This is a genomic window from Pseudomonas sp. NPDC086251, assembly GCF_044746405.1.
Lineage (GTDB): Bacteria > Pseudomonadota > Gammaproteobacteria > Pseudomonadales > Pseudomonadaceae > Aquipseudomonas.
This window is the reverse complement of the sequence record NZ_JBIVBY010000036.1, coordinates 1-11942: the sequence shown is the minus strand read 5'-3', so window position 1 is coordinate 11942 and position 11942 is coordinate 1. Positions and strand designations below refer to the sequence as shown.

The 11942-nt window shown below is 61.0% G+C and carries 8 protein-coding genes; 7 read left to right on the top strand and 1 reads right to left on the bottom strand.

Going from position 1 to position 11942, the window contains the following annotated elements:
- Nucleotides 1-3: 3 nt before the first annotated feature.
- The 5 genes from ACIPL2_RS29555 to ACIPL2_RS29535 all read left to right on the top strand — a co-directional run bounded on the left by ACIPL2_RS29555 (nucleotide 4) and on the right by ACIPL2_RS29535 (nucleotide 7597).
- Nucleotides 4-1575, top strand: coding sequence for an ABC transporter ATP-binding protein (locus ACIPL2_RS29555; protein WP_401362716.1), 1572 nt, complete (start codon nucleotides 4-6; stop codon nucleotides 1573-1575).
- Nucleotides 1576-1643: 68 nt separating this feature from the next.
- Entirely contained in the window at nucleotides 1644-3059 is a 1416-nt protein-coding gene (locus ACIPL2_RS29550) for a sigma-54 interaction domain-containing protein (protein WP_401362713.1), read from the top strand.
- Between the two features lie 287 nt (nucleotides 3060-3346).
- Entirely contained in the window at nucleotides 3347-4738 is a 1392-nt protein-coding gene (locus ACIPL2_RS29545; RefSeq protein ID WP_401362710.1) for a GntP family permease, read from the top strand.
- A 7-nt stretch (nucleotides 4739-4745) separates the two neighbouring features.
- Complete coding sequence (gene hbdH, locus ACIPL2_RS29540) at nucleotides 4746-5519, top strand: 3-hydroxybutyrate dehydrogenase (RefSeq protein WP_401362707.1); 774 nt, start codon at nucleotides 4746-4748, stop codon at nucleotides 5517-5519.
- A 122-nt stretch (nucleotides 5520-5641) separates the two neighbouring features.
- Nucleotides 5642-7597: an acetoacetate--CoA ligase gene (locus ACIPL2_RS29535; protein ID WP_401362705.1), complete on the top strand. Its 1956-nt coding sequence runs from the start codon at nucleotides 5642-5644 to the stop codon at nucleotides 7595-7597.
- 127 nt (nucleotides 7598-7724) lie between these two features.
- Here ACIPL2_RS29535 and ACIPL2_RS29530 read toward each other — a convergent pair whose 3' ends face one another.
- On the bottom strand, nucleotides 7725-8834 hold the full coding sequence (locus ACIPL2_RS29530; protein ID WP_401362702.1) for a PilT/PilU family type 4a pilus ATPase: 1110 nt from the start codon (nucleotides 8832-8834) through the stop codon (nucleotides 7725-7727).
- Nucleotides 8835-8953: 119 nt separating this feature from the next.
- Here ACIPL2_RS29530 and ACIPL2_RS29525 point away from each other — a divergent pair, with 119 nt between their 5' ends.
- Both ACIPL2_RS29525 and ACIPL2_RS29520 read left to right on the top strand, forming a co-directional pair.
- The gene (locus tag ACIPL2_RS29525; protein WP_401362699.1) at nucleotides 8954-11491 is read left to right on the top strand and encodes a PAS domain-containing protein; all 2538 of its coding nucleotides are present in this window, start codon (nucleotides 8954-8956) and stop codon (nucleotides 11489-11491) included.
- Nucleotides 11492-11558: 67 nt separating this feature from the next.
- Nucleotides 11559-11834 carry a peptidylprolyl isomerase gene (locus tag ACIPL2_RS29520; RefSeq protein ID WP_007898282.1) on the top strand — a complete coding sequence of 92 codons (276 nt, stop codon included), beginning with the start codon at nucleotides 11559-11561 and terminating at the stop codon, nucleotides 11832-11834.
- Nucleotides 11835-11942 lie beyond the last annotated feature (108 nt).

The following is an 11942-nucleotide window of genomic DNA, read 5'->3' as shown; positions in this document are numbered from 1 at the left end:
GATATGACTAACCTGATCGAAATCCGTGACCTCAGCGTCGCCTTCAACGGCCAGGCCGTGGTGCGCAAGCTGTGCCTGGACATCCGCCCGGGCGAATGCCTGGCGCTGGTCGGCGAGTCGGGTTCCGGCAAATCGGTGACCGCCCACTCGATCCTGCAACTGCTGCCCGAGACCGGTACCGAAACCACCGGCAGCATTCGCTATCGCGGCAAGGAACTGGTGGGCGCCGACGCCAGGGTGCTGCGCGAGTTGCGCGGCAACCGGATCGCGATGATCTTCCAGGAGCCGATGACCTCGCTCAACCCGCTGCACAGCATTGAAAAGCAGATCGGCGAAACGCTGCTGCTGCACAAGGGCCTGGCCGGTAAAGCGGCACAGGCGCGGATCCTCGAATTGCTGCACCTGGTGGGCATTCAGAAACCCAAGGAACGCCTCAAGGCCTATCCCCATCAATTGTCCGGTGGTCAGCGCCAACGGGTGATGATCGCCATGGCCCTGGCCTGCGAGCCGGAGTTGCTGATCGCCGACGAACCGACCACGGCGCTGGACGTGACGGTGCAGCGCAAGATCCTGCTGTTGCTCAAATCCCTGCAACAGCGGCTCGGCATGTCGCTGCTGCTGATCAGTCATGACCTCAATCTGGTGCGCAGCATCGCCCAGCGGGTGTGCGTGATGAAGGCCGGGGAAATCGTCGAGCAGGCCCCTTGCGAAATACTGTTTACCGAGCCGAAACACCCTTACAGCTGCGTGCTGCTGAACGCCGAGCCGGAAGGTGAAGCCCTGCCCCGGGACGAGCGCGAAAATGTGTTGGAAGTGGACAATTTGCGGGTGCAGTTCGCCCTCGGTGGCGGGCTGTTCCAGCGCAAGACCTACCTGACGGCCGTGGACGGCATCAGCCTGAATATCCAGCGCGGCAAAACGTTGGGTATCGTCGGCGAATCCGGTTCCGGCAAGTCGACGCTGGGGCAGGCGATCCTGCGTTTGCTCGACTCCGAAGGCAGCATTCGTTTTCAGGGTGCGGCGCTGGACGGCTTGACGCAGAAGCAGTTGCGGCCGTGGCGCAAGAAGATGCAGGTGGTGTTCCAGGACCCGTTCGGCAGCCTCAGCCCGCGGATGTCCGTGGCGCAGATCATCAGCGAAGGCCTTGAGGTGCATAGCCAGTTAACCGCTGACGAATGCAAGGCTGAAGTGATTCGGGCCCTCGAAGAAGTCGGCCTCGACCCGCAAAGCCGCCATCGTTACCCTCACGAGTTCTCTGGCGGCCAGCGCCAACGCATCGCCATCGCCCGGGCGCTGGTGCTGAAACCGGCGCTGATCCTGCTCGACGAACCGACCTCGGCGCTGGATCGCACGGTGCAAAAGCAAGTGGTCGCCCTGCTCCGCCAGCTTCAGGAAAAACACGGCCTCACGTACCTGTTCATCAGTCACGACCTGGCAGTGGTGCGTGCGCTGGCTCACGACATGATCGTGATCAAGGACGGCAAAGTGGTGGAACGCGGCGCCAGCCACGACGTGTTCGATTCGCCGCAGCATCCGTACACCAAAGAGCTGTTGGCGGCGGCGCATCCAGCGTAGGCCATTATGAACCGAGGCTTGCCCGCGAAGGCGCCCGCACCAGCAACAAACAATCAGGATCAGCCTCCATGAACACCACCGAAAGCCTCAAGGACTACCAGCGCGTTCGCCTGCTGGCGATCCGTTCGTTGTTCGAGATCATTGAGCAGTCGAGTGAAGGCACGGTGATTGTCGATCGGGACGCCAATATCGTCTGGATGAACGAACGCTACGCGCGGCGCTTTGGCCTGGAATCGGCCGAGGTGGCGATCGGCAAAGCCTGCGAAAGCGTGATCCCCGGCAGTCTGTTGCGCGAGGTGGTGCGCACCGGCCGGCCGATTTTGCTCGACATGCAGGACACCCCCAAAGAACCGCTGGTGGTCATGCGCCTTCCGATTCACGACGATGCCGGCGTGGTGATCGGCGCCATCGGCTTTGCGCTGTTCGACGAATTGCGCAGCCTGTCGCCGATGCTCAAGCGCTACATGAGCATGCAGGAAGAACTGGCGTCCACCCGCTCGCTGCTGCGCTCGCGGCAGACCAAATACAACTTCGCCCACTTCATCGGCACCAGCGCCGCCAGCCTCGAAGTCAAACGCCGCGCCCGACGCAGTGCCAGCGCCGAGTCGCCGGTGTTGCTGCTCGGTGAAACCGGCACCGGCAAAGAACTGCTGGCCCAGGCGATCCACGGCGCTTCGCCGCGTGCGCACAAAGCCTTTGTCAGCATCAACAGCGCGGCGATTCCCGAGTCACTGCTGGAAGCGGAATTCTTCGGCACGGCCCCGGGCGCGTTCACCGGCGCGGACCGCAAGGGCCGGGTGGGCAAGTTGCAGATTGCCCAGGGCGGCACGTTGTTCCTCGATGAAATCGGCGACATGCCGTTGCCCTTGCAAAGCAAACTGCTGCGGGTGCTGCAGGAAAAAGAATTCGAGCCGGTGGGCTCCAATGAGGTGATTCAGAGCGACGTGCGCGTGATCGCCGCGACCTCTACTGACCTGGAAGCGGCGATCAAACGCGGCGAATTTCGCGCCGACTTGTATTACCGCCTCAACGTGCTGCCGATCCAGGTGCCGCCACTGCGCGATCGCCTCGACGATCTGCCAGCGCTCAGTGAAGCGATCCTTGAGGAACTGCGCAGCCAGCATGAACTGAACCGCGAAGCCCTGGACCTGCTGGGCCAGCATGCCTGGCCGGGGAATATTCGTGAATTGCGAAACGTGCTGGAGCGAGCGGCGTTGCTCAGTGATGACCTGATGTTGAACGCGGGGGATATTCGTGCGGCGATTGGGACATTTACGCCAGTGGAGCGTGTGGCGCCCCTGAATGTCGAGCCGGTTGCGCATGAGACATTCAGTGAGGCTCGGGAGCGGTTTGATCGGCAGTTGATTGAATCGGCCTTGGCGCAATGCGGGGGGAAGGTGATTGAAGCAGCGGCGCGGTTGGGGTTGGGGCGGTCGACGTTGTACAAGAAGATGGTAGCGTTGGGGATTGCTGAGTCTCTATAAAGAGACATATATCTCTATTGTTAGATAGACCATTCGCGAGCAAGCCCGCTCCCACATTTCTACCGAGTCGTGCAGAAGAATGCGGTCGAATGTGGGAGCGGGCTTGCTCGCGAAGAGGCCATCCCTATCCGCAGAAATCTCACAACAGAGACGAACTTCTTAAAATCAACATGAATAAATAAAAATATCCTTATCTTTCAACATGTTGCATACGTGGCACGAATCTCGCTAAAGCCCTCACCCACAAAAGATCCACCCTACAAAAATAACAATCCAGGAGACACACCATGAGTGTGATCATTGCCTTGGCAGCCCTCACGCTGCTAATGCTCGCGGCTTACCGTGGCTACAGCGTTATCCTTTTCGCCCCGATTGCCGCCCTCGGCGCCGTGCTGCTCACCGACCCTTCCGCCGTTGCCCCTGCCTTCACCGGGGTGTTCATGGAGAAAATGGTCGGCTTCATCAAACTGTATTTCCCGGTGTTCCTGCTCGGTGCGGTGTTCGGCAAGCTGATTGAGCTGTCCGGCTTCTCGCGCTCGATTGTCGCGGCGGCGATTCGCCTGCTTGGCACCCGTCAGGCGATGCTGGTGATCGTGCTGGTCTGCGCCCTGCTCACCTATGGCGGCGTGTCGCTGTTTGTGGTGGTGTTCGCGGTCTACCCGTTTGCCGCGGAAATGTTCCGCCAGAGCAACATCCCCAAACGCCTGATCCCGGCGACCATTGCCCTCGGCGCGTTCTCGTTCACCATGGACGCCCTGCCCGGCACCCCGCAAATCCAGAACATCATCCCCAGCACCTTCTTCAACACCACCGCCTGGGCGGCGCCGTGGCTGGGCTTGATCGGAGCGATTTTCGTGTTCTGCGCCGGCATGCTGTTTCTCCAGCGTCAGCGCAACAAGGCTCAGCGCGCCGGCGAAGGGTATGGCACCGAACTGCGCAACGAGCCGGAAACCGCTGCTGATATCAAGCTGCCAAATCCGTGGATCGCACTGTCGCCACTGCTGGCCGTCGGCATCATGAACCTGCTGTTCACCCAGTGGATTCCGCAGTGGTACGGCAAGACCCACAGCCTCGCGCTGCCGGGCATGGCCGCGCCGGTGACCACCGAAATCGCCAAACTCACGGCGATCTGGGCCGTTCAAGCCGCGTTGCTGGTCGGCATCCTCATGGTGCTGGCGTTCGGCTTCAAGGCGATTCGCGGCAAGCTCGCCGAAGGCAGCAGAAGTGCGGTCAGCGGCGCGTTGCTGGCGGCGATGAACACCGCGTCGGAATACGGCTTCGGTGCGGTGATCGCCTCGCTGCCGGGCTTCCTGGTGCTGGCCGACTGGCTCAAGAGCATCCCTAATCCGCTGGTCAACGAAGCGATTACCGTGACCCTGCTGGCCGGCATCACCGGTTCAGCCTCGGGCGGCATGAGCATCGCCCTGGCGGCCATGGCCAATGACTTCATCGCCGCCGCGCAGGCCGCCAACATCCCGCTTGAAGTGCTGCACCGGGTTGCCTCGATGGCCAGTGGCGGCATGGACACCCTGCCGCACAACGGCGCGGTGATTACCTTGCTGGCGGTCACCGGCCTGACCCATCGTGAGGCCTACAAAGACATTTTCTGTATTACGCTGATCAAGACCCTGGCGGTCTTTGTGGTGATCGGTACTTTCTACGCCACTGGCATTGTGTGAGATATACATGACGACTCTTTCGGGCAAGACCGCACTGGTCACCGGTTCCACCAGCGGCATCGGCCTGGGCATCGCCCTCAGCCTGGCCAAGGCGGGGGCCCATTTGATCCTCAACGGTTTCGGCGACGCGTCCAAGGTGATTGCCGAAGTCGAGCAGTTCGGCGGCAAGGTCGGCCATCACCCGGCCGATGTCAGTGATCCGGCGCAGATCGCCGAGATGATCGCCTACGCCGAGCGCGAGTTCGGCGGCGTGGACATTCTGGTGAACAACGCCGGCATCCAGCATGTGGCACCGGTGGACGAGTTCCCGGTGGAGCGCTGGGACTCGATCATTGCGATCAACCTGTCGTCGGTGTTTCACAGCACTCGTTTGAGCCTGCCGGGCATGCGCGCCAAAGGTTGGGGACGGATCATCAACATCGCTTCGGTGCATGGTCTGGTAGGGTCGACTGGCAAGGCTGCGTACGTCGCGGCCAAGCATGGCGTGATCGGCTTGACCAAGGTGGTCGGGCTGGAAACCGCCGCAACCAACGTCACGTGCAACGCTATCTGTCCGGGTTGGGTGTTGACGCCGCTGGTGCAGAAGCAGATTGATGATCGCATTGCCAAGGGGATCGACCCGCAGCAGGCGCAGCACGATTTGCTGGCCGAGAAGCAGCCGTCCCTGGAGTTCGTGACGCCGCCGCAGTTGGGCGAGTTGGTGCTGTTTTTGTGCAGTGAAGCCGGTAGCCAGGTGCGGGGCGCGGCGTGGAATATTGATGGTGGGTGGTTGGCGCAGTGATTTGACGCTGGACCGCGTTATCGTTCTTCGCGGGCAAGCCTCGCTCCTACAGTGAAATGCGATCCCCTGTAGGAGCGAGGCTTGCCCGCGAATGGATCTGAAGATAGAACAAGAGGCAAGCCATGTCCGACATCCTCTGGCAACCCAGCGCCCAGCGCATCGGCAAGACCCGCATGGAGGCCTTTCGGCGCTTCATCAATCAGCGGCACCACCTGCACGTCGACGACTACCCTGCGCTGCATCAATGGTCCATCGATCAGCGAGAAGCCTTCTGGCAGGCGATCGTCGACTTCTTCGACATCCGCTTTCACGACCAACCCGACGCGGTGCTGGTGGAAGGCGCGCAAATGCCCAGTGCCGAGTGGTTCCCCGGCGCCACCCTGAACTTCGCCGATCACCTGCTGCGCCGCCGCGATGATGCCGTGGCCGTGGTGGCCATCGGTGAGAACGGCCAGCGCGAACAGTTGACCTGGGCCGAACTGGCCGAGCATGTCGCCGGCTTTCAAAACAGCCTGATCGCCGCCGGGGTCGGTATCGGCGACCGTGTCGCCGCCTGCATGCCGAACACCTGGCAAACCCTGGTGGCAATGCTCGGCACCACCAGTCTTGGCGCAATCTGGTCGTGTTCTTCGCCGGACTTCGGCACTCAAGGGGTGATCGACCGTTTCGGCCAGATCGAACCGAAGGTGCTGATCACCTGCGCCGGTTATCGTTATGCCGGCAAGGAAATTGACCAGACCGCCAAGGTCAACGAAATCCTCGAACGCCTGCCGTCCTTGCAGCAGTTGATCGTCGTGCCTTATGCGCGCCCCCACGCGCACATCACAGACTTCCGCACGGTGGCCAACGTAACGCTGTGGGATGATTTTTACGAACCGGGCGGCGAGCCGGATTTCGTTCCGGTGCCCTTCGCACATCCGCTGTACATCCTCTATTCCAGCGGCACCACTGGCGTGCCGAAATGCATCATTCACAGCACCGGCGGCGTGCTGTTGCAACACGTCAAGGAACACGGCCTGCATTCCGGTCTCGGCCCCGGAGACCGTTTGTTCTACTACACCACGTGCGGCTGGATGATGTGGAACTGGCTGGTCTCGGCCCTGGCGGTGGGCAGCGCCGTGGTGCTGTATGACGGCTCGCCGTTTCATCCGGGGCCCGAGCGCTTGATCGATTTGATCGACGACGAACGCATCAGCGTATTCGGCACCAGCCCCAAATACCTCGCGACCCTGGAAAGCAATGGCGTGAAGCCGCGCGACAGCCACGACCTGGACAGCCTAAAAGTCCTGCTGTGCACCGGTTCCGCGCTGTCGCCGCAGAGCTACGATTACGTCTACCGCGATTTCAAGAGCGACCTGTGCCTGGCGTCGATGTCCGGCGGCACTGACATCGTCTCGTGCTTTGTGAACGGCAATCCGTTGCAGGCGGTTCGCCGAGGGGAAATACAGGGCAAGAGCCTGGGCATGGCCGTCGAGGTCTGGAATGACGAAGGCCGTCCGGTCATCGGCGAAAAAGGCGAACTGGTCTGCACCCGGCACTTCCCGGCAATGCCCATTGGCCTGTGGAACGACCCCAGCGGAGAAAAGCTGCGCGCGTCTTACTTCAGCCAGTTTCCCGGGGTCTGGGCTCAAGGTGATTACGCTGAACAACTGCCCCACGGCGGGATGATGATCCACGGCCGCTCAGACGCCGTGCTCAACCCTGGCGGCGTGCGCATCGGCACGGCGGAAATCTACCGTCAGGTGGAAAAAGTCACGCAGGTGCTTGATAGCGTAGCCATCGGTCAGCAGTGGCAGGATGACGTGCGGGTGGTGCTGTTTGTGCGTTTGCGCGATGGCGTCGAACTGGATGAGGCGCTGCAAACGCAGATTCGCCAGGTCATACGTGCGAACACCACGCCACGGCACGTGCCGGCGAAGATTGTCGCGGTGACCGACATTCCCCGGACGATCAGTGGCAAGGTGGTCGAGTTGGCGGTAAGGAATGTGGTGCATGGGCAGACCGTGAAAAACACCGATGCACTGGCCAATCCCGAAGCGCTGGAGCAATTCCGCAACCGCCCCGAACTACTTTATTGACAGCGATCGAGTGTGGGAGCGGGCTTGCTCGCGAAAGCGGTGTGTCAGTCGAAATGAATATTGACTGACACGGCGCCTTCGCGAGCAAGTCGAATCGTCGCACCGCCGCTCCCACAGTTGAATTGTGTCAGTCCATCAGGCCCCATTCGCCCGGTGGTGCGTGGGGGCCGGGTGACGCTTCGGCGTGCAGCTTCAGGCGCAATCTGAGGTTGTTCACCGAGTCTGCGTGTTTCAGCGCTTCTTCCTCATCGATCGCCCCCTCGACCACCAGTGCGTAAAGCGCGCAATCGAACGTCTGCATTCCCAGCTCCACCGACTTCTCCATGATCCCCTTAAGCTCGGAAAGCTCATTGCGCCGGATCAGATCGCCGATGGTTGGCGTGCCCAGCATCACTTCCACCGCCGCCCGTCGCTGTCCATCGCGAGTACGCACCAGGCGTTGCGAGACGAAGGCCTTGAGGTTGTTGCCCAAGTCATGCAGCAGTTGCGTGTGGCGCTCTTCGGGGAAGAAGTTGATGATGCGGTCCAGCGCCTGGTTGGCGTTGTGCGCATGCAGGGTGGAAATCACCAGGTGACCGGTATCGGCAAATGCCAGCGCGTGCTCCATGGTTTCGCGGTCGCGGATTTCACCGATCAGCACCACGTCCGGTGCCTGGCGCAGGGTGTTTTTCAAGGCGGCATGAAAACTGCGGGTATCGACGCCGACCTCGCGCTGGTTGATGATCGACTTTTTGTGCCGATGAATGTACTCGACCGGGTCTTCGATGGTGATGATGTGGCCGCAGCTATGGCGGTTTCGATAGTCGATCAAGGCCGCCAGCGAGGTAGACTTGCCCGAGTCGGTGGCGCCGACGAACAGCATCAGGCCTTGCTTGAGCATGACTGTTTCGAGCAGTACCGAGGGTAAATTGAGGTCTTCAAAGCGTGGAATGTCGAGTTTGATGTTGCGCGCCACAATCGACACATCGTTGCGCTGCTTGAAGATATTGACCCGAAAGCGCCCGACACCCGGCAACGAGATCGCAAGGTTCATCTCCAGTTCCCGATCGAACTCCAGCCGCTGCTCGGCGTCCATGATGGAGTCGGCAATGGCCACGATTTCCCCCGGCTTGAACAGCTGATCGTCCAGGGGCTTGAGGACGCCGTCGAACCGCGCGCTGGGTGGCGCGCCGGTGGAAAGGTAAAGATCGGAGCCATTCTGGCTGGCCAGCAGTCTTAACAGTGCATCGATATCCATGGCAAAAAGCACCCGCGAAGCATTCAATGAAAAAATATGACCCCGAACGGGTCATCCAGCGTCGACCGCTTGCAAGGATAGTAGACGTCGCCACACCGACTTTAGTGCAGGACATTTTGATGAACGCATCACCGACCGGCAGCGATGCCCAGGCCTTGATTGCCAGGCTCGACTGGACACGCAGCCCGCTGGGCGCTGCCAGTACCTGGCCGCAGAGCCTGCGAACCGCCGTGGACATCGTGATTCATTCGCCGATGCCGATGCTGTTGCTGTGGGGGCCGCAGCTGACTCAGATCTACAACGACGGCTTCGCCCTGCTGGCCGGCAGCAAGCATCCACACGCTTTCGGACAGCCTACTCACCAAATCTGGCCAGAACTCAAAGACTTTACCGACCCGATTTACAGCGCCGTCCTACAAGGACAAGTGCGGAGCTACAGCGAGCAGCGCTTCACTCTACAGCGTGACGGCGTGGATTCCGACTTCTGGCTGGACCTGACCTACAGCCCCATCCGCGATGAAAGCGCCGAGGTCGCCGGGATTCTGGTCACCGCCATTGAAACCAACGAGCGCCGACGCATTGCCCTCGAGCTTGAACAGCGCTCGGCCGCCAGCCTCAAGGCCCAGCACGAAACCGAAGAACGCTTGCAACTGGCCCTCGCCGCCACCGACGCCGTCGGCACCTGGGATTGGGACATCAGCGAAGACCACTTCATCGCCGACACCCACTTTGCCCAATTACATGGCATTGACCCGCTGTTGGCCAGTCAGTTACCCATCAGTGCCTACCTCCATGGGGTCCACCCGGAAGACCGCGGCATGGTCACCCGCGCCATCAAGCACTGCATCACCCACGGCACCGAATACGCCGAGGAATATCGCCTGCTGCAAGCCGATGGCCAGTTGCGCTGGGTGTTTGCCCGCGGGCGTTGCTATAAGGACCACCATGGTCGGCCGATCCGCTTTCTTGGCGCAGCCCTGGACCTGACGGAACGCAAGCTCACCGAGCAGGCGTTGCGCCAGAGTCAGACCGAGCTGCAGTTGATCATCAACGCCATGCCGATCCTGATCAGCTACGTCGACAGCGAAGAGCGCTTTCGCCTGAACAACGCCGCTTATCTCGACTGGTACGGCCTGACACCCCAGGAACTCTTCGGCCGCACCGTTCGTGAAGTCCTCGGCGAAGAAGCCTATGCCTTGCGCGCCGAGCACATCGCCGAAGCACTGTCCGGAAAGCCCTGCTGTTTCAACATCAGCACCCCGCACCGAGACGGCAGTATTCGCCATGCCCTGATGAATTACTTGCCGCGCCACGGTTCCGATGGTGCGGTGAACGGTTTCTACATTTTTGTGATCGACGAAACCGAACGCAAGCAAACCGAAGAAGCCCTGCGCAATCTCAACGAAACCCTTGAGGAGCGAGTCGCCGCCCGCACCCGACAATTGGCCGAGGCCAATGAAAAGCTGCTCAGCGAGATGTTCGAACGCGAGCGCGCCGAAGAGGCATTGCGCCATGCGCAGAAAATGGAAGCGGTTGGCCAGCTCACGGGCGGCATCGCCCACGACTTCAACAACATGCTCACCGGGATCATCGGCAGCCTCGACCTCATGCAACGCTACATTGCCGACGGGCGCGCTGCCGAGATTGGTCGTTTCACCGAAGCAGCGGTGTCGTCGGCCAACCGCGCCGCCGCCCTGACCCATCGCCTGCTGGCGTTCTCGCGCCGTCAGTCGCTGGATCGCAAGCCGCTGAACGCCAATGAGCTGATCCATTCCCTGGAAGACTTGCTCAGCCGGACCAAGGGCGATCACATCGAGCTCAAACTGCAACTGGCCGATGAAGTGTGGCCGGTCAGCACGGACGTCAGCCAACTGGAAAACGCCCTGCTCAACCTGGTGATCAACGCCCGGGACGCGATGCCCGATGGCGGCGAGTTGCTGATCGAAACCGCCAATGTGTACCTCGACGGCAGTGACATCACCACCCTGGAACCGGTCAAGGCCGGGGATTACGTGATGATCGCCGTCAGCGACAACGGCACCGGCATGACGCCGTCGGTGCTGGCCAAGGCCTTCGACCCGTTCTTCACCACCAAACCGATCGGCCAGGGCACCGGGCTTGGGTTGTCGATGATCTATGGTTTCGCCCAGCAGTCGGGCGGACACGTGAGCCTGCACAGCGTGCCCGGTCAAGGCACCAGCGTTCGCCTGTACCTGCCACGGTTGTTCGTCGCGGTGCCGGAAAATACCTTGTTGCCGGTCACGGGCGAGACGCCGGCAGCCATTGCCGGCGAAACCGTGGTGCTGGTGGAGGACGATCCGGCGGTGCGCATGCTGGTGCTCGACCTGCTCAACGAACTGGGTTATCACGCCCATGAAGCGGAAGACGCGAAGACCGCCCTGCCCTTGCTGGAATCGGACCTGAGGGTCGACCTGCTGGTGACCGATGTCGGGCTGCCGGGAATGAACGGCCGACAACTGGCGGAAATCGCGCGCCAGCACCGTCCCGACCTCAAGGTGCTGTTCATGACCGGTTATGCGGAGAAAGCCGCCGAGCGCCAGGGCTTCCTGGAAGAAGGGATGGACATGGTAGCCAAACCCTTTTCCATTGACCTGCTGGCCAACAAGATTCGCACGATGATCGGCCAATCCGAGTGAGTTAAGGCATAATCCCGCGCCCCATGCGGGCACCAACATAGCCATCACCGTTGCAAGGTACTGCCAAATGAAAGCTCAAGCCCGCCACATTCTGGTGAAAACCTCGGAAGAAGCCGAGCAGCTCAAACAACGCATCGCCAAGGGCGAAGCCTTTGATGTGCTGGCCAAGAAGTACTCCACCTGCCCGTCCGGCAAGCGCGGTGGTGATTTGGGTGAAGTGCGGCCGGGGCAGATGGTCGGGGTGATTGATGCGGTGATCTTCAAAAAGCCGCTACGGGTGGTGCATGGGCCGATCAAGAGCAAGTTTGGGTATCACCTGGTGCAGGTGTTTTACCGGGATTGAGGTGTTGGCTTTAGGGGAGTGTCATAAATTTTGTGTTCGGGCATAACATGTTGCAGAGGTGCATGTATGCCGACCAAAAAGAAACCGGCCAGTAAGGCCCAGCGTGAC